17 protein-coding genes are annotated in these 17,480 nt (G+C 57.3%); 7 read left to right on the forward strand and 10 right to left on the reverse strand.

The window, feature by feature from the left end:
* The first annotated feature begins 45 nt into the window (after positions 1 to 45).
* On the forward strand, positions 46 to 660 hold the full coding sequence (locus METFOR_RS00365; protein ID WP_015284122.1) for a flavodoxin family protein: 615 nt from the start codon (positions 46 to 48) through the stop codon (positions 658 to 660).
* 7 nt (positions 661 to 667) lie between these two features.
* Entirely contained in the window at positions 668 to 1,273 is a 606-nt protein-coding gene (locus METFOR_RS00370) for a flavodoxin family protein (protein ID WP_015284123.1), read from the forward strand.
* 7 nt (positions 1,274 to 1,280) lie between these two features.
* Here the strand turns inward: METFOR_RS00370 and METFOR_RS00375 are convergent, their stop codons facing one another.
* The gene (locus tag METFOR_RS00375) at positions 1,281 to 1,961 is read right to left on the reverse strand and encodes a zinc metalloprotease (RefSeq protein ID WP_015284124.1); all 681 of its coding nucleotides are present in this window, start codon (positions 1,959 to 1,961) and stop codon (positions 1,281 to 1,283) included.
* Between the two features lie 78 nt (positions 1,962 to 2,039).
* Here METFOR_RS00375 and METFOR_RS00380 point away from each other — a divergent pair, with 78 nt between their 5' ends.
* Entirely contained in the window at positions 2,040 to 2,324 is a 285-nt protein-coding gene (locus METFOR_RS00380) for a chorismate mutase (protein WP_015284125.1), read from the forward strand.
* 51 nt (positions 2,325 to 2,375) lie between these two features.
* Here METFOR_RS00380 and dacB read toward each other — a convergent pair whose 3' ends face one another.
* A complete protein-coding gene (gene dacB / locus METFOR_RS00385) occupies positions 2,376 to 3,959 on the reverse strand; it encodes a D-alanyl-D-alanine carboxypeptidase/D-alanyl-D-alanine endopeptidase (protein WP_015284126.1) in 1,584 nt (527 codons plus the stop codon).
* 161 nt (positions 3,960 to 4,120) lie between these two features.
* On the opposite strand from dacB, the gene METFOR_RS16110 reads away from it, so the two are divergent.
* Together METFOR_RS16110 and METFOR_RS00395 are read left to right on the forward strand one after the other, a co-directional pair.
* Positions 4,121 to 5,311 carry a M23 family metallopeptidase gene (locus METFOR_RS16110; protein ID WP_015284127.1) on the forward strand — a complete coding sequence of 397 codons (1,191 nt, stop codon included), beginning with the start codon at positions 4,121 to 4,123 and terminating at the stop codon, positions 5,309 to 5,311.
* Positions 5,312 to 5,441: 130 nt separating this feature from the next.
* Positions 5,442 to 6,647, forward strand: coding sequence for a C45 family autoproteolytic acyltransferase/hydolase (locus METFOR_RS00395; RefSeq protein ID WP_015284128.1), 1,206 nt, complete (start codon positions 5,442 to 5,444; stop codon positions 6,645 to 6,647).
* Between the two features lie 38 nt (positions 6,648 to 6,685).
* Here METFOR_RS00395 and METFOR_RS00400 read toward each other — a convergent pair whose 3' ends face one another.
* The 7 genes from METFOR_RS00400 to METFOR_RS00430 form a co-directional block, all read right to left on the reverse strand.
* Positions 6,686 to 7,309, reverse strand: a complete 624-nt coding sequence (locus METFOR_RS00400) for a 2'-5' RNA ligase family protein (RefSeq protein ID WP_015284129.1) — start codon at positions 7,307 to 7,309, stop codon at positions 6,686 to 6,688.
* A 66-nt stretch (positions 7,310 to 7,375) separates the two neighbouring features.
* Entirely contained in the window at positions 7,376 to 8,338 is a 963-nt protein-coding gene (locus METFOR_RS00405; protein WP_015284130.1) for a cytochrome c biogenesis CcdA family protein, read from the reverse strand.
* Positions 8,339 to 8,451: 113 nt separating this feature from the next.
* The gene (locus METFOR_RS00410; RefSeq protein ID WP_015284131.1) at positions 8,452 to 8,856 is read right to left on the reverse strand and encodes a hypothetical protein; all 405 of its coding nucleotides are present in this window, start codon (positions 8,854 to 8,856) and stop codon (positions 8,452 to 8,454) included.
* A gap of 58 nt (positions 8,857 to 8,914) precedes the next feature.
* Positions 8,915 to 9,787 (reverse strand): acetylglutamate kinase, encoded by an 873-nt coding sequence (gene argB, locus METFOR_RS00415; protein ID WP_015284132.1) that lies wholly within the window; start codon positions 9,785 to 9,787, stop codon positions 8,915 to 8,917.
* Complete coding sequence (argJ, locus tag METFOR_RS00420) at positions 9,784 to 10,944, reverse strand: bifunctional glutamate N-acetyltransferase/amino-acid acetyltransferase ArgJ (RefSeq protein ID WP_015284133.1); 1,161 nt, start codon at positions 10,942 to 10,944, stop codon at positions 9,784 to 9,786. Before argJ ends, argB begins: the two co-directional genes overlap by 4 nt.
* A 13-nt stretch (positions 10,945 to 10,957) precedes the next feature.
* Entirely contained in the window at positions 10,958 to 11,944 is a 987-nt protein-coding gene (argC, locus tag METFOR_RS00425; protein ID WP_015284134.1) for an N-acetyl-gamma-glutamyl-phosphate reductase, read from the reverse strand.
* A gap of 82 nt (positions 11,945 to 12,026) precedes the next feature.
* The gene (locus METFOR_RS00430; RefSeq protein WP_015284135.1) at positions 12,027 to 12,935 is read right to left on the reverse strand and encodes an ADP-ribosylglycohydrolase family protein; all 909 of its coding nucleotides are present in this window, start codon (positions 12,933 to 12,935) and stop codon (positions 12,027 to 12,029) included.
* A gap of 167 nt (positions 12,936 to 13,102) precedes the next feature.
* On the opposite strand from METFOR_RS00430, the gene acs reads away from it, so the two are divergent.
* Together acs and METFOR_RS00440 are read left to right on the forward strand one after the other, a co-directional pair.
* The gene (gene acs / locus METFOR_RS00435) at positions 13,103 to 14,995 is read left to right on the forward strand and encodes an acetate--CoA ligase (RefSeq protein ID WP_015284136.1); all 1,893 of its coding nucleotides are present in this window, start codon (positions 13,103 to 13,105) and stop codon (positions 14,993 to 14,995) included.
* 59 nt (positions 14,996 to 15,054) lie between these two features.
* Complete coding sequence (locus METFOR_RS00440) at positions 15,055 to 16,320, forward strand: L-lactate MFS transporter (RefSeq protein WP_015284137.1); 1,266 nt, start codon at positions 15,055 to 15,057, stop codon at positions 16,318 to 16,320.
* 42 nt (positions 16,321 to 16,362) lie between these two features.
* Here the strand turns inward: METFOR_RS00440 and METFOR_RS00445 are convergent, their stop codons facing one another.
* Positions 16,363 to 17,460 carry an ATP-NAD kinase family protein gene (locus METFOR_RS00445; RefSeq protein ID WP_015284138.1) on the reverse strand — a complete coding sequence of 366 codons (1,098 nt, stop codon included), beginning with the start codon at positions 17,458 to 17,460 and terminating at the stop codon, positions 16,363 to 16,365.
* Positions 17,461 to 17,480 lie beyond the last annotated feature (20 nt).

A 17,480-nucleotide genomic window follows, 5' to 3' on the forward strand; every position in this document is an offset into this window, starting at 1 on the left:
AGCTTATCCAATTGTTTTTGAACACGGATGACCTAGAACACAGTAATGACAATCAAGGTCCTTGCCTTTGCCGGGAGCCCGCGCCGGCACGGGAACTCGGAGACGCTGCTCGACTGGGTGCTTGCCCCGATGGCAATGGACCCGGAGGTAGCAGTAGAGAAAGTCCCGCTTACCGAGGCGAACATCAACATCTGCCGGGGGTGCAATGCCTGCGAGAAACTGAATAAGTGCGTCCAGCGCGACGGGATGGATATCTACCACGATAAAATCGTTGACGCGGATATCATTCTCCTCTCTTCGCCGATCTTCTGCATGGGGATCGCTTCCCTGCCCAAGGCACTCATCGACCGGATGCAGGTCTTCCGGTCCCGGAAGTACGTGCTCAAACTCCCCGTTGTTCCGCCCGAACGGAAAGGGAAACGCCTCGGGACTTTCCTTTCCACTGCCGGCCAGGACTGGCCGCATGTCTTCGATGCTGCTATTCCGTCTGTCAAGTGCTTCTACCATGTCATCGACATAAAAGACGCAGACATCAGCTACCTCATGATCAATAACGTGGACGAGACGGGCGCAATCGAGAAACACCGGACAGCGAAAGCCGATGCCGAGAAGCTCGGGAAAGCCATGCTCACCGAGATCAAAAAACGGCTCGCTGCATAAGGATACCATGACCGTCACTGTTCTCGGGATATCGGGGAGCCCGCGCCGGCACGGAAACACCGAGACACTGCTCGACAGTTTCCTGGACGGGGCAAAAGCTGCGGGTGCAGCAGTGGAGAAGGTTGTCTTAAAGGACCTCGATTACTCGGCCTGCCGGGGATGCAATGCCTGCCACAAGGACGGCAACTGCATCGTGAAAGACGATGCCGTCCCGCTCTTCGAGAAGATGATGGCCTCCGATATCGTGGCGGTGGCATCGCCGATCTACAGCATGGGGATCACTGCCCAGCTCAAGGGATTCATCGACCGGGGGCAATACCTCTGGGCGCGGCGGTTCGTGACGAAAACGCTGGAGTTCTCACCGGAGCACCTGGCCCGGCACAAGGGGATCTTCATCTCGACAGCGGGGCAGAACTGGGACCATGTCTTTGACGGGGCATACCCTTCCCTGACAGCTCTCTTCCACGATGCGGGATTCGACTATTATGACAATATCGTGGCCAACAACATGGACGAATACAAGGGAATCAAAAACCATCCGTCGGCCCTGAAAGAGGCATTCGACAGGGGGAAGAAGGTCGCTATCCTGCTGAAGGATATGAAAACAGAATGAGGGAGGCTCAGATCAGCATCCAGAGATGGTAGTACGCTGCAACGAGCGTGCCGAATGCCGCGATAATGAGCACGAAGAAGATGGGAATGTTCCACGCAAACACCTTTCTCCCGTCAAGGATACTGATGGGCAGGAGGTTGAACGCGGCAATCATTGCATTGATCTGCACCCCGGCAATACCAAGCATGGCAAGGAGGTTGCCGCCTGCGAGACTCGCCTTTCCCCCGGCAAGGAAGAAGAGTGCTGCAAAGACAACGCAGAGGATGAGGTTCATGACAGGCCCGGCAGCGGAGATGATCCCGTCCACTCTCTTTGTCAGGGGCCGCCCGTCACGTGAGTAGATGACCGTTGCACCGGGTGCCGCAAACACAAAGCCTGCCAGCGCCGCCATGATGACTGCGACAAGGAGCATGGTGTTGTCTTTGACGAACTCTGCCCAGTAGCCGAACCGGATCGCGACGAACTTATGCGCCATCTCGTGGAAGATGAAGCCGATCCCGACCGTCAAAAGCGAGATCCCGAAATAAATCAGGGCTGTGAGCGGGCTGATGGGATTGAAAGAACCCATCAGGCCGTACGGGGTGATGTTGATGATGGTGAATGATACTGCAATGGCTATCCAGGCAATAAAAAGATCCGCTTCTTCGCGCCGGCTGATACGTTCGAGCATGGTGACACCGGGACTCATGGTTTTTGTCCCGTACGTTCTTTGGCGTCCCGCTTCGTAAGCATTACGTTTATGCAAAAGAGAAGAAGAGTACATGGTATGTCCCTCGATCATGTCCGTAACGAGATCGCGAAGGTGGACCGGGATATCATCGCACTCATCGCGAAACGGCAGGAGCTGGCGAAACGCGTTGCGGCCATCAAGATACGCGAAGGGATCGCCATCCATGATGGAAGACAGTCACAAAAGGTCCTCGTATCAGTCTTTGACAGGGCGGTCGAGAGCAAGATCGACCCGGTCGCTGTCCAGAAGATCTTCGAGATCCTCATTACCATGAGCGAGGAGCGCCAGAGGGAGTGCTCCGGGGACGGCAACCTGCCGTGACCTCCCGGAGGTCGGGCAGGACTTTTTCATTTACCAAAAAAGAGATGATGATTAGTAATACCGGTAGATCAGCCCGGCAATGCTCCCGAGATCGATCCCTACCGATGTTCCGTTGACTGTATCCGAGATCGGTACGTTGTTGACGTACTCAGCAAAGACAAGCCGCTTCCCGCTTTTAGTATCAACATAACCGGCAAGACCTTTTGATATCAGGATGTTCCGGCCTTCATTCAGGGGGTCCGGGTAGCTGTAGGTACCTGTCTTCGCGTATACGCGTCCGCAGGCCGGGTTGCCGGGTGCACAGTGGTGGACAGTCGAGCCATCGACGCCGAGGATCGGCTGGGCCCTGATATACTGGTCGGCATACGGCCGCTTGCTCATCAGGGTCAGCAGCTGTGCCACAGCAGACGGTGAGACAAAGTCCACGCGATCTCCTCCGGCGCCGTCGCCAAGCGACAGGGCAGTCGTATCGAGGCCCAAGGACCGGAGGACCCTGCCTTCTTTCCGCATCCCGTCATAATAAGTGGTCTTGTTGTCGGCAAGGGCCAGCAGCATGACGTAGTAGTTGGCATGCATGTTCTGTGAAACCTTGAGTGTCAGCTTCACGTCCTCGGAAAGGGGCGGGGAGGTGAGTTCTGCCACTTTCTTTGCACTGCTGTAACTTCCTGCTGCCGGAAGCTTTGTTGCCGGGTTGTCACCGGTCACCGGTGCGGCAACAGCAACACCCTGCCGTTGTAATGCCTCGATGAAGAGCGTGCGGGCGAATGCGGCAGGGTTCAGTATGGATACCGACTTATTGACCGTACCGGCATCGGCGGGGATCGTCCCGACGAGCACGATGGTGCCTGCGGGCACTTCTCCCGCATCGAGCAGGGTCGTTGATCCGGCCGGCCCGGTGGTTGCCTGGTTATCAAATGTATACAGGGATGTCTGCGGCCGCATGACAACGTTCGGTGCAGTTCCTGGCGCACCCGGTGTAATGCTGAGATCAACGATGTTCTCGTTGATGACAATCGGGGAGAGGAGCGCCATGACATCCCCCTGGTAATTCGCAAACAGGCGGTCATCGATGACCACATCGGATACTTTCGTGATGCCGGCAGCTTTTACCTGCCGGGCAAGGTCGTTGAGGCCGGATACGGGGTCAGTCTTTGTCAGGAGCGCTCTTGACTCGCTGTGATCGCTGTCTGTGAACTCGATGGTCCCGTCAGGGAGCGTACGCCCGCCCATGGTCGGGTCGCCACTTGCAACGAGAACGAGGTTCCCGTCAAGGTTCCCGTTCGTGTCAGCCTTCCCCACGGCATAGACCGGAGTTTTGATCCGGTAGTCCGGGCCAAGGGCTTCGAGCACGGCGGCCGACGAGAAGAGTTTCGTTGTCGAAGCCGGGATAAACATCCTGTCGGCATTCTTCGCGTACAGTGTCTGGCCGGTCGACGGGTCGACAACAATGAGCCCCCAGCTCACGTGCGTGTACTGGGGGGCAGACGTGATTGCGGCAAGATCCTCCTCAAATCCGGACGGACTGGTTGTTGCCGGGTTTGCTGTTCCGGAGCACCCCGCCGCAGCAATGAACAGGACGAGCAGGAGCCCCATGGACATGCCGGTCAGGTGCCGGCGGTGCAGGTCAGGAGACATGGCATCAGATTGTACCTTTTCCGCAATCTGCCATAAATTATATGAAATGATTTTGTGTCTTTTTCGTTGAGAAAAAGCTGTCCCTGTCGATAATTGCGATTTTTTGCTGAGATAAACCGATTATTTTATCATTATTTAATTTAATGATCCGGTGGTTTATCATGCCCCGCAAGAGCACGTTCCTCTTCATCGTTATCGTCATCGCATTCCTCCTTGCTGCAGGGTGCACACAGTCCCGGCAGGCATCATCAGGACAACCGCCGGCCACAGCGGCCACGGCCGCATCAACTCCCCCGGTCAGCATGGCCGTCCCGTTCGGGCCCATTCCGGTCGAGAGCATGAACGGCATCAACATCGCCTACGAACTCGAGTTTTCCGGTATGGAGAATATGTCCTTTGTGCCGGAAAAGGTCGAGGTCCTCGACGCAGCCACCAGCAAGGTCCTGTATACACCGAACTCTTCGGTACTTGCCCGGACCTCACACCCCGCTACCAGCCCGCTGCCAACTGCAGCTGATATGCAGAACGGCACACAAAAGATCCTCAAACCCCGGATCTCCATCTGGTTCAGGGTGGCACCCGGTTCCGTACCGGACCGGCTCACGCACGGTATCACCTTCAACAGGACTGCCGACGGCCTCTCCCCACTGACTGTTACCGGTGGTGACGTTACAATACGTAAAGACCTCCAGCCCGTGGTTGTCGGATCTCCTGTCAAAGGTCCCGGCTGGGCGATCATGGAGACGACGTCGCCCGTGGTCCACCATTTCACCAGTCAGATCACGATGTTCAACGTCACCCGGGTCCCCCAGCGATACGCTCAGGACTACATCTACCTTGACCCGGCCACCGGGAAGGCGTTCTCCGGTGATATGACGATCACAAGGAACTATTACGGGTTCGGAAAGGAGCTCTATGCGGTCGGCGATGGAACCGTCGTCTATACTAGGGACGGTATCCCGGACATCGAGATCACCACGCAAAAGCCGGCCCCGTCGTTCGACACCGCACTCGGCAATGGTGTTATCATCGACCTCGGGAACAGGAAATACGCGTGCTATGGCCATATGGTCAACGGGTCGGTACGGGTGATGGTAGGCGACACTGTTACGGAGGGCCAGGTCATCGGCCTGATGGGCAATACCGGAAACTCCGACGCCCCGCACCTCCACTTCCAAGTCATAACGGACAACCCGGCAGTTCTGGGCGGCGAGGGCTACCCGATCGTCTACCGCTCGTTCACCGTGACCGGGAAATTCGATGAGGACAACATAGCAAGTACGTTCTTCAACACACCAATCCCCCAGCAGAACCGGCTTATGGAGAATGACGTCGTGGTCAGTTTCCCCTGAAGCACGCATTTCATCTTTTTTCTGTCTCATTCACCTTAAGGTACCAGCTTGCCTGTTATCGTACGTACCTGCCGATGCATACCAGCTGCAGATCAAAGGCATTATGTAGAACCGGATTACCAGAACGTGTATGAAAGTCCCTGTCCTTTTCTTCGTCCTTTGCCTCCTTGCCGGCACTGCTTCTGCACTCTCTCTGCCCGAGCTGTCATCCACTCCGTACATGGGCACACCGGATCTCGTGTATGTTGCCTCGTCTGAAAGCGGCCAGCGGTTCCAGGCCGGGGACTACCCGGTCATTGTCCTCACCGGCAGCTACCGGGAGATGGGCCGGCAGTACGGTGCACTGATGAGACCTGAGCTGAACGAAGAGTATGCTTACCTTATCGGTACACTCTCAGCGCGAGGATACACGCAGGAAATGGCACGCGCAGAAGGGCGGAATATCACGGCATTCTACCCGCAGCGTGTCAGGGAGATCTTTACCGGGATGTCTGAGACCTCGGGGCTGACCGAAGAGGATATTGCTGTTCTCTATTACGGGGCGATCTTCCAACTCATGGCAAAACCTCCGGTCCCGGTGTCGTGCTCCTACCTTGCGGTATGGGGAAACTACACCGCGGACGGATCTGTCATTGCCTCCCGCAACTGGGACCTGGACGACGCGGTTATGCCATTCACGAAATGGTATGTCCTGACAGTGTACCGCCCCACGGATGGCAGTAATGCTGTCGCAACCTGGAGCCCCGCAGGTATGCGGCCCGAGACCTTCATGAACAGCAGGGGGCTTTTCATTGCCGATGATAATGCCGGCATTATCGATGACGCACCGGAACCACGCCCGGAGTTCATTACGGAATTCTACCGGTTCATGTTCGATTATTCTGACCTGAAGGCATTAGACGCAGGTATCCGGGGGACTGGCCCTGATGTCGGATGGATCGTGGATATTGCCGGGCCGGACGGTGCGTACGTATACGAGAAGATGACTAACCGGACCCTGCAGAGGACTGGCGACGGGATCGTTGCAGCGGCCAATCACTTCATTGATCCGTCCTGGAGCCTGCCTGCGCCTCCAGAGCATTCGTTCTCCCGCTACAACAACCTCCTCCTTTTGTCCAATGAGGCAAAGGGCTCGATCGACGCAGCCAAAATGATGCGGATTCGTGACGTATGTCTGGAGAATGGCGGGGCAAAGTTCTGCCACTCGCTCCTCTTTGGCAGCAAGTACTCGTCCAACCACCAGGTTGTCTTCATCCCGAAGACGCGGACACTATGGGTGAACGCCATGGACCGAGACTGGCAGAGAATTGAACTCTCGCCGTTGTTTGACAATTGATACCTGTCAGACCCACTTTTTTCAGGATAACCATCAGGTTATTCCCTGTCGCCGTCAGCCCACGCCTTCAGGATATCGAGGTCACGCTTCCTCGTGGCCTTACTCAATGCCTGGGCCCGGGTCAGCATCCGCTCCTGGAGGAAATCATACTCGCAGAGGATCCGTGAGTTACGGAGCAGGGTCGCCCGGATCGGGTGGTGCCGGAAGGTGACCGCCTCCTGTTTCTTTACATACCACCTGACCCGCTGGTAGGTAAGCCAGTCAAGCTTCATGGCCAGCGTTGCGTGGAACCGGAACTCTTCGGCAGGTTCGAGATCATAATCGCGCAGCGAGCAGTACGGTGAGAGGGCTTGCGAGAGAGCATACCGGAACTGCTTTAGCGTCTCATCGGGGGTGATTGTAACATAAACCACCCGTGTATCGTCAAAGACACCGTATCCCCCGACCTCGTATTTTGGGATCTTCCGGATGCCCGAACAGATCCGGGTGAAATCCGCCAAAAGCCGCTCTTCATTGTCCGTGGAGAAGGGGCCGGCCAGCGTGATGTGCGGGACGACCAGGTAGTTTTCGAGCCGGAACCTCTCTTTGAGGCGGTTGCTCAGATCGCTTACCTGCTGCTTAACGGGGCCCATCAGGCGGATATCGATCAGGTAGCGGGTCATGCTCCCTCACTCCCCCCGCCAATCGTCCGCGTAACCGGGGCGTCTGTCATAAAAAAGGCAAGGAGATTACCCGAACCACCCAAAGAAGACCACGACACCGAGAGCCACCAGGACAAGACCGATCACGAGCCGGAGCGCCCGCTTGTGCTCAACCCTCCAGCTGTCCGCTTTCTCCGGTGACATGCCGTACGCGGCAAGAAGCGTGATAAGGACGAGAGGCAGGACGAAGATGATGTTGTAGAGGAGGAGGTAGGGCAGTCCCGCAGTGAAGGTCAGGCTCCGGCTCATCAGGGCAAGGATGCTGATGTAAATCCCTCCCGTGCAGGAGAACCCCAGCAGCCCGGCAAGGACTCCGAGCACGAAGGCCGCAGGGATCGATGCAATCCGGATGTACTGCGACATGACCCCCTTTCCGGACTCGGAGACGGAGAGGAAGAATGTCTCTTTGTTCCGGATAACATCGGAAAGGGTTATCAGCCCGAGGATGACTGCGACCGCTGCGCCGATGAGCGCGAACGCTTTCGAGAGCCCTGTGAGGGTGACAAACGAGAAGATCCCGATGCCCATGAAAAGGTGGAAGAGGAAGACTGCTGCGATGTATGAGCCGCCGATGAGAAAGATACGCCGACGGTTTGCGGCTGCGGCAATCGAGATGAGGAGGAAGACCAGGACCGAGAGGGCGCAGGGATTGAGGCTGTCGACAAGCGCCGGGACAACCACCATCTGGGGCGTCAGTACGGCGGGCCCCGTACTGACCATTCCCGGGGCCATCGTATCGGGGGTGGTATCCCCTGAGTGCAGCCGCTCCTTCTCAAGAAGGACACGTTCTTCAAGATGCGCGATAATCTGGCCATCGCCCGCAAGCACCGTGTCGCCGATCAGGACGAGCGGGATCCCCGCGTTCTTCAGCCCGTACTGCCGGCTCATTGCCGCAAACGTTTGCTGGTTGGTCTGGTTGTGCCAGATCTCCAGTTCCTCGACATCGAGCTCCGGGTATTTCTGCCGGAGGGTTGCAAGAACAGGCTTCACATTTTCGCAATGTGGGCATTCCTCGCCAAAGAAATAGATTGCCCGTATCGTGCCGCCAGAAAAAGAGTGGGGGGTGCCGGAACCGGCACCATTACCCGGCGAAGAGGGATTATTTAGGTTTTTTTTTTGAGATATTCCTGGATGAGCCCCTCAAATCTCTCTGGGATCTCCAGTTCCCCCGTGAGGACGATTTTGCCGATAATGACCTGAGGGACAGAGGCATACTTTACCCCTGCGGCGATGTTTGCCTTCTGGTACAGGGCATGGTTGGTCTGGTTATGCCATACCTCAAGGATCCGGATATTGGCGTCCGGGTATTTCCTGCTCATATCCTGGACAAACGGCATCACGTTATGGCAGTGTGCACATTCTTCACCATAGAAAAAGTATATCGTGTCCGTGGCCCGGATGCCGCTGTCGCTATCCGGGACTGACATCATGCCGGAAAAGAGCAATGCCGCACTGGCAATAATAACAACTGCAAGGACGGCGATGACGATTTTTATGATCTTATCCATGTCTGGAATCCCTTAGGGAATGTTTCATCTGATCGGTAATAATGCCTCTTTAAAAAAATCAGGAGAGGGAGATCATTGTCCCAACGCCATCGTGCGTGAAGAGCTCGAGGACGAGGTTGTGCTCGGTGTTCCCGTTGATGATGTGGGCATAGCCGACACCGTTCTCCACTGCTTTCATCACCGACTGGACCTTCGGGATCATCCCCTCGCCGATGGCACCGGACTTCTGGAGATCGATTGCTTCGCGGACGGTGAGTTTCCGATAGACCTTCGTTCTGCCCTTGTCCATAACACCATCAACATCCGTCATGTTGATGAGCTTGAAAGCCTTCAGGGCAATCGCGATGTCCCCCGCCGCGGTATCGGCGTTGATGTTCAGGTTGCCGCCCTGCCGGTCAATGGCGATCGGGGCAATCACCGGGATATACCCGGTGTCGAGGAGTGTATTCAGGAGCGCCGGATCGATCTGTTCAATCTCACCGACATGGCCGAGGTCAACCTCTTTCTGGACGCCGCCGACATTCACCTTCTGGAGCTCCATTTTCCTGGCAAGGATGAGGTTCCCATCGCTGCCCGAGAGCCCGACACCGCGTGCGCCGCACTTGGCGATCAGCGACACGATGTTGGCATTGATCTTGCCGACGAGCACCATCTGGGCGATCTCCAGCGTCTCGGTATCGGTCACCCGCAGGCCCCCGACAAAGACAGATTCCTTGCCCATCTGTTTCATCTTCTCGCTGATCTCCGGCCCGCCGCCGTGGACGAGGACAACCCGGATGCCCACGTAATGGAGGAGGACCGCGTCACGGATCGCGTTCTCCAGCACCACGGGGTCGACCATGGCATGGCCGCCAAGCTTGATGACGATCGTCTTGTTGTGGAACTGCTGGATGTAGGGCAGTGCTTCCATGAGGACATCTTCGCGCTTCATGTTGTGTACTTCCCGTTGATCTCTACGTACTTCTCGGTCAGGTCGCAACCCCACGCCGTTGCCTCCGCTTTTCCTGCTGCAAGGTCGAGAGTGAAGACAACTTTTTTGCCACCCATCGCTTTCTTCGCGGCAGCGAGGTCCGCGATGATCTCGCCGGATTTCACCAGCGGATGCTGCATTTTACCGCCATCACTGATCCAGAGCGAGACCGCGTCCGGATCGAACTTCACACCGGCCCGACCAGCTGCGGCCACCACGCGGCCCCAGTTGGGATCTTCACCGTAAACCGCCGTCTTGACGAGCGGCGACTCGATGACCGTGCGGGCAACCTTCTCGGCATCGTCCTCTTTCTTTGCCCCGGTCACGGTGATCTGGAGCAGCTTGGAGGCGCCTTCGCCATCGCGGGCGATCTGTTCGGCCAGTATCCGGCAGCACTCTTCGAGCGCTCCCGAGAACTCCTTTGCGTTTACCTTACCTGCCTCGCCGGTAGCCGTACAGAGCGCGATATCGTTGGTGCTCGTGTCGCCATCGACAACAACGCGGTTGAATGACCGCCGGGTTGCCTGTTTCAGGGCGCTCCTGAGCTGTTCTGCATCGACCTTCGCATCGGTGTAGAGGAAGGCGAGCATGGTCCCCATGTTCGGTGCGATCATCCCGCTCCCCTTGCAGATCCCGCCAACCGAAAAGCCGTCCCGCTCCACAAGGGCGTGCTTGGGGAAGGTATCGGTCGTCATGATTGCCCGGGCCGCCATAATCTCCGCTTCCTCGGTATGGTTGATCTTCGGGGCAACTTCCTCGCACTGGTGCCGGATCAGGGGAAGGTCGAGATACCTCCCGATGACACCGGTACTTGCGACGCCGATCCGCGATGGTTTTTTCCCAAGGACATCCCCGGCGTACTCCGTTATGGTCACGGCATCCGCGTAGCCGCGTTTCCCCGTGTAGGCATTGGCGCACCCGCTGTTGACAACGACCGCCTCCAGTTTCCCGGCCTTGATCTGTTTCCTCATCAGCTGGATCGGAGCCGCCTTCACCAGGTTCTCAGTGAACACCCCCGCCGCTGTCCCTTCCGCTTCAATGAGCGCAAGGCCGTACTTTCCTTCCTTCATGCCCCAGGCATTGACCCCGGGGACTGCACAGATACTCTGGTATGACATCTCTTGACCCTCCTTACGGGAGCAGCCCGGCCCCGGTCAGGCCGTCATTCTCCTTGTAGCCGCACATCAGGTTCATGTTCTGGATTGCCTGGCCGCTGGCACCCTTGACCAGGTTGTCGATTGCGGAGATGGCAACGACACGCGTTCCCTCGCTCTCCACCATCACATCGCAGAAGTTGCTGCCGCGGACTGCTGCAAGGATGGGTTTCTGGTAGCGGACGAAGTACTCGTTTTTGTAAAAGTCGCGATAGAGTTTCTCCACTTCTTTCTGCTCCAGGGGCTCATTTAAGAGGATATGGGCTGTGGTAAGGATGCCACGGTTTACCGGGACAAGATGGGGGGTGAAGTACACGTTTGCCTTCGACCCGAGGAACGCAAGCTCCTGCTTCATCTCGGCAAGGTGCCGGTGGCTCGTCCATTTGTAGGGCCCGACGTTGTCGCCCACGTTGGGGTAATGCGTTGTGGCCGAAGGGTTGTCGCCCGCCCCGCTCACGCCGGTCTTGGAATCGAAGATGACCGTGTGGGCGAGCTGTGCCAAGGGCGCTGCGGCAAGCGTTGCACCGGTCGGGAAACAGCCGGGATTCGAGACGAACTTCGCGTTGAGGCAGTCCTTCCGGTGGATCTCGGGGATCCCATACGGGGCCTTGAAGAAGTCGGTGTGGGGGACACCGTACACCTTCTCGAAGACTTCTTTGGGCAGGCGATAGTCTGCGCTCAGGTCAACGACTTTTATGCCGCGGGAGAGAAGTTTGCCGGCATAGGTCATTGCCACCGTATGCGGAACGGCGAGGAATGCCACATCGGCATCGATGGCATCGGTCTCGGGATTCGTGAACTTCAGATCGGTGAACCCTTTCAGCTGGGGATGGATCTGGTCAAGAGGTGTTCCTGCCAGTTTGCGTGACGTGACGCAGGTGACTTCCGCGGCAGAATGGTGGAGGAGGAGCCGGACCAGCTCCCCTCCGGCATACCCGGATGCCCCGACAATCGCAACTTTCATGCCAGTACTATCCGAACGGCAAAACTTAAGGCTTGTTAAAAACCGGTCCCGGGGTCGCTAAAAAAGATGTGCGCAGGTCGTGTCAGGCTTTTTTCTGCGTATAAAGGTTATAGAGCCGCTGCCCGAGGAGCTCGATCCGATCGCGGTCCTCGAGCCCCCTGACAAGGTCTTCGGGCAATATATCCATGCCTTTTGCAGCACCGAGATAAGCCCCGCAGATGAGAGCGATGGTATCGGTATTGCCCCCGGTATTTGCGGAGACTGTCAGGAGGTCCGGGGGGTGGGTATACCGGCTGATGAGGAAGAACGCGATGGGAAGGGTCTGGTACACCGAGACATCGTTTCCGATCTTCAGGAGTGCAGTCTCTGTCTCCATCCCTTCCCGTTCCAGGTTGAGGGCATTCCGGATCTTTCCGCCCAGGATCTCATCTTCAGCCAGCGCTTTCTGGACAGCGCGCTCCACGGGGTTTGGCGATTCGTTGAGGGCATGGTAGAGGAGGGTGACGAACGTAGAGATTGCGGCATGGGCTGCCGGATGGGAGTGGGTAATGTTGCAGGCACGGACCGCCCGCTCGCAGGCCTCGTTCATGTCCGGGAAACCGAGGACAAAGGGAACACCCGCCGCAAGGCATCCTGAGGTTGTGGACTTGACGCCTTTCTGCGGGGCGTTCTCCTTTGCCATCCGTTCGCACGCAGCAGAGAGGGACCCGTCCGGGAACCGGAGGGCTCCCCGGATATAGAGCTCCCGGAGGGCATGGGCGTACCGGTCCTCGGTATATTTCCTGTCTGCAAGAAGTGTCCCGACAAGGATCATCAGCTGCGTATCATCGGTGTACTGCCCCGCGTTCAACCCTTCGTTGGGGTGGCCCTTGTACGGGCGGCGGTACCCGTACTTCATCTTGTTTAAGTTGGGGGATGCACTTTCGTTGGGCATGCCAAGCGCATCGCCGATTGCCGCGCCCAGCACGCATCCCTTGAATTTTTTCAGCATCAATTGTATATTGAAAAATCCGACCAGATAACCCTTCGTATCTCCGCCCCGGGAGGCTTTTTTGGCTTTTTTCGCAACCGGAATGTGTTACGCTCACCGTCGAAGAGGCATTCGACAAGTTATAAATAGGATGTTAGTCATGATTAATAATGTAGAATAGGTGGGACATGACAGAAGATTTCGATGTCAGGCTTGTCGAGGATGTGAAATCGTACACTCCCGACCCACAGTACAGGAAAAATGCATGGATGGGAGATTACCAGAAAGTGTACAACGAGTTTCTGGCAGACCCTGATGCGTTCTGGGAGAAGATGGCAAAGGAGCTTGACTGGATTAAGCCGTGGAACAAGGTTAAGGAGTGGAACTACCCCTATGCGAAGTGGTTCACCGGTGCCCGGCTGAATGTATCGGCAAACTGTCTTGACCGCCATGTCAATAACAGCAGGCGCAACAAGGTCGCCCTGATCTGGAAAGGCGAAGAGGGCAGGGAGCGGATATTCACCTATCAAAAACTCCTCTCGCAGGTTGCACGTTTTGCCAATGCCTTAAAAAAGATCGGCGTTAAGAAGGGCGACACTGTCTGCATCTACATGCCGCTTGTCCCTGAACAGGTCATTGCCATGCTTGCCTGCGCCCGGATCGGCGCAGTCCACAGCGTTGTGTTCGGAGGGTTCGGTGCTGCGGCGCTCAACATGCGTATCAAGGATGCCGATGCAAAGGTTGTCATCACGGCAGACATCACGATCCGTCGCGGCAAGGCAATTCAGCTCAAGGCGATCGTGGACGAGGCCATCATCAACGCCCCAACGGTTGAAAATGTCATCGTTCTCCGGCGACGTGAGCCCCCGGTTGACCTTCATGAGAAAGAACTGGACTTCTACGAGATGATGAACGGGATGCCCGATGTCTGCCCTCCCGAGGTGATGGATGCCGAGGACCCGTTCTTCATCCTGTACACGAGCGGTTCGACCGGGAAACCCAAGGGCATCGTCCACACCTGCGGCGGGTATATGGTCGGCACGTACTACACGAGCAAGTACATCTTCGACATCAAGGACAACGACACCTACTGGTGCACGGCAGATCCCGGCTGGATCACCGGTCACAGTTATATCGTGTACGGCCCCCTTGCCGTCGGCGCAACCGTGTTCATCACCGAGCTGACACCGGACTACCCGGATGCGGGGAGTTTCTGGAACCTGATCGAGGAGCAAAAGATCACCATCTTTTACACGGCGCCAACAGCCATCCGTATGTTCATGAAGATGGGGGAGTCCTGGCCGGACAAGTATGACCTGAGCTCGCTGCGCATCATCGGCTCTGTCGGAGAGCCCCTGAACCCCGAGGCGTTCGAGTGGTATTACCGGGTCATCGGCAAATCGAAGACACCCATCCTGGACACGTGGTGGCAGACCGAGACGGGCATGCACATGATAACAACGATGATCGGTGAGACCATGCACCCGGGATTTGCCGGGAAACCCATCCCGGGCATCGAAGCTGATGTCGTAGACAAAGACGGAACCTCCGTTAAACCCGGTACCGGTGGGCTCCTGGTCATCAAATCGCCGTGGCCGTCCATGCTGCGCACGGTATACAAAGACGACGAACGGTACCGCAAGTACTGGGAGACGATCCCGGGAGTTTACACGGTCGGCGACCTTGCGGTAAAAGGTAAGGACGGATACATCATGATCCTCGGGAGGTCCGATGACATCATCATCGTTGCCGGCCACAACATCGGCACCGCCGAAGTGGAGAGCGCGCTCGTCTCCCACCATGCCGTTGCCGAGGCTGCGGTCATCGGAAAACCCGATGTCGTAAAGGGGAACTCGATCAAGGCGTTCGTCATCCTCCGCGTGGGGAACCTGCCGAGCGACCGGCTCAAGCAGGACCTCCTGCACCATGTCCGGACAACGCTCGGGCCGATCGCCATGCCCCACGAAATTGACTTCGTGGACAAACTGCCCAAGACCCGGAGCGGCAAGATCATGCGCCGGGTCCTCAAGGCCAAGGAGATGGGGATGGATCCGGGAGACATCTCGACGCTGGAGGAGTAATTCCCCTTTTTTAAAGATGGGTGAAAAGGTCATCTTTTGAGTTTACAGGAGGAACTGTCATGAGTGAAAACACCAGGGAAACAATCATGGGAATGGAACCCGAGACGGGGCGCTGGATACTGGTCTTCCTCGGTCTCGTCATCAATCTCTGCCTGGGAACGATCTATTCATGGAGCGTGTTTGTCGCACCCCTTACGGATTATTTCACCAAAGAGATGGGACAAACGGTAACGGCAAGCGAGGTCCTGTTGCCCTTCTCGGTATTCCTGGCATTCTTTGCCATTGCCATGCCATTTACCGGAAAATACATTGAACAATACGGTCCCCGCACCGTGACTATCGTCGGCGGTGTCCTGACGGGGCTTGGCTGGCTTCTGGCCTCCTTTGCCACATCGGTCCCGATGCTCTACGTGGTCTATGGCGTGATTGGGGGTATTGGTGTCGGGATCGCATACGGGGTGCCGGTTGCGGTTTCAGCCCGCTGGTTCCCGGACCGGAGAGGCCTTGCCGTCGGCCTGACGGTGCTCGGTTTCGGGTTCTCGGCCTTTTTCACGGCAAACATAGCCAGCTGGCTGATCGGCTCGTACGGGGTCATGACAACGTTCCGTTTCTTTGGGATTGCATTTGTCGTCCTGACCATCCTGCTGGCCCTGCCCCTGAGGTTCCCCAAAGCCGGGTGGACTCCCCGGGGGTGGACGGCTCCAGCGCCAGCCCCTGGCCAGTCGAGTACCTGCGAGTTCCGGCGTGACCAGATGCTGAAGTCCTCTTCCTTTATCGGTCTCTGGCTCTGCTACTTCATTGGTTGTCTTGCCGGCCTGATGGCGATCTCCATTGCAAAGCCTGTTGGGACCGACATCGGGATCGAAGCGGGGCTGGCAGTCATACTTGTCGGGATCTTCGCGGTCTTCAACGGGTTCGGACGCCCGGTCTTTGGGGCAATAACCGACAGGTTCAGCCCGAGGAATGCAGCGATACTCTCCTTCATCCTGATAGCAGGCGTTTCACTCCTCCTGTGGCAGTTCCCCGGCGAGACGATGTACATCATCGCTTTTGTCATACTCTGGGGCTGCCTTGGCGGGTGGCTCGCTATTGCACCGGCAAGTACCGGCTGTTACTTCGGTACGTCCGATTACCCGCGGTGTTACGGTGTGGTCTTCCTCGCTTACGGTGCCGGCGCCATTGCCGGGCCACAGCTGGCCGGGTTCATCAAGAATTCGACAGGATCCTATCTCGGGGTCTTTCCGTTCGTCTTCGCCCTTGCAATTATCGGCCTCGTCATCGCGTTTGCCTTGCTCAGAGCCCCGAAGGCGCCGGATGCCGCATAGCCGGTTCGTCTCTCTTTTTTTATCCGGAATTGCTTTCTCCGGTCAATGCCGGACCTTCTTCCGCTGGGCGATACGGTACCCGCAGATGACCTGAATCGAGTCACCGAACTCGCGGTCAAGCACCGGGTCACCGGAATCCACCAGTAACTCGGGAATGTCCTGCAGTTTGTGCGGCGTTGCGACAACAATAACATGCCCGATTCCTGCCCTCCGTACGATTGCGGGGCTGATCTGCTGGTTGCCCCTGCCCAGGATGAAGCCCTGTGCACCAATAGGGCTGATGATGATCCGCACGTCTTTTTCCCGCTCTGTGAGCCGGAGGAGGGTCTTCTCGTCCGCGTCCGCTGCAACAAGCCTGCCGTTCTTCAGCACATCCACGCCAAGCAGGGTCTTCTTGTGCCCCAGATAGCGCACAATTGCTTCGGTTGTCGTGCCTGCCCCGATGATGTACAGCGCCCCTGGCACCATCACTTCCTGTATGAACTGGGCGATCTCCCCTTTTGCCCGCTCCTCGTCCGGCTGCTCGTACACCTGTTTTGAGACTGCAACCATGCCCCGGATCACGGGAGTCCGGGCAATGCCAAAGAGCCGCGTGTCCAGCGTCCCTGCCCGGTACGCATCTTCGTCCACATCCATGACCTCGGAGTCCCGCAGGGATGCCGTATCCAGCCCTGCAACCAGTTCCGCAGCAGCGTCGGGATTTACGGCAAAGACCCCGGAGTACATCTTCACTCCCGCGGGAATCCCGAGTATGGGCACATCGCGGCCAACAATCGAGAAGATGTCACGGGCTGTGCCGTCACCCCCGCAAAAGAGGATGAGGTCAACACCTTTTTCCAAAAAAACCGCCGCGGCTGTACGGGTGTCGTGTGCGGAGGTCTCGCTCCCCGGGGCATACACGACCTGATAATTTTCCAGGCCGACAGCAGAAAGGGAGGATTCCCCCATCCCCCCGGCGCAGGTCAGAAAACAGAGGCCCTTTGCTCTTTTAAGCTGCTCAAGTGCCCGCTGCGCCCGTTCCCCGGCATGCGGCACGGCACCGCGTCGCTTTGCCTCCTCCACGTTCCCGTCGGTGCCCTTCAGCCCCACCGACCCGCCCATCCCGGCAACCGGGTTGACGATGAAGCCAATCCGTTTCATGAAAAAAGGTGATGGTCCCG

The sequence above is a fragment of the Methanoregula formicica SMSP genome (genome assembly GCF_000327485.1).
GTDB lineage: Archaea > Halobacteriota > Methanomicrobia > Methanomicrobiales > Methanospirillaceae > Methanoregula > Methanoregula formicica.

Bases quoted from the DNA above. Each gene is read 5' to 3' on its own strand.
- METFOR_RS00365 (WP_015284122.1), top strand. From the start codon at position 46: ATGACAATCAAGGTCCTTGCCTTTGCCGGGAGCCCGCGCCGGCACGGG.
- METFOR_RS00370 (WP_015284123.1), top strand. From the start codon at position 668: ATGACCGTCACTGTTCTCGGGATATCGGGGAGCCCGCGCCGGCACGGA.
- METFOR_RS00375 (WP_015284124.1), bottom strand. From the start codon at position 1,961: ATGAGTCCCGGTGTCACCATGCTCGAACGTATCAGCCGGCGCGAAGAA.
- METFOR_RS00380 (WP_015284125.1), top strand. From the start codon at position 2,040: ATGTCCCTCGATCATGTCCGTAACGAGATCGCGAAGGTGGACCGGGAT.
- dacB (WP_015284126.1), bottom strand. From the start codon at position 3,959: ATGTCTCCTGACCTGCACCGCCGGCACCTGACCGGCATGTCCATGGGG.
- METFOR_RS16110 (WP_015284127.1), top strand. From the start codon at position 4,121: ATGCCCCGCAAGAGCACGTTCCTCTTCATCGTTATCGTCATCGCATTC.
- METFOR_RS00395 (WP_015284128.1), top strand. From the start codon at position 5,442: ATGAAAGTCCCTGTCCTTTTCTTCGTCCTTTGCCTCCTTGCCGGCACT.
- METFOR_RS00400 (WP_015284129.1), bottom strand. From the start codon at position 7,309: ATGACCCGCTACCTGATCGATATCCGCCTGATGGGCCCCGTTAAGCAG.
- METFOR_RS00410 (WP_015284131.1), bottom strand. From the start codon at position 8,856: ATGGATAAGATCATAAAAATCGTCATCGCCGTCCTTGCAGTTGTTATT.
- argB (WP_015284132.1), bottom strand. From the start codon at position 9,787: ATGAAGCGCGAAGATGTCCTCATGGAAGCACTGCCCTACATCCAGCAG.
- argJ (WP_015284133.1), bottom strand. From the start codon at position 10,944: ATGTCATACCAGAGTATCTGTGCAGTCCCCGGGGTCAATGCCTGGGGC.
- argC (WP_015284134.1), bottom strand. From the start codon at position 11,944: ATGAAAGTTGCGATTGTCGGGGCATCCGGGTATGCCGGAGGGGAGCTG.
- METFOR_RS00430 (WP_015284135.1), bottom strand. From the start codon at position 12,935: ATGCTGAAAAAATTCAAGGGATGCGTGCTGGGCGCGGCAATCGGCGAT.
- acs (WP_015284136.1), top strand. From the start codon at position 13,103: ATGACAGAAGATTTCGATGTCAGGCTTGTCGAGGATGTGAAATCGTAC.
- METFOR_RS00440 (WP_015284137.1), top strand. From the start codon at position 15,055: ATGAGTGAAAACACCAGGGAAACAATCATGGGAATGGAACCCGAGACG.
- METFOR_RS00445 (WP_015284138.1), bottom strand. From the start codon at position 17,460: ATGAAACGGATTGGCTTCATCGTCAACCCGGTTGCCGGGATGGGCGGG.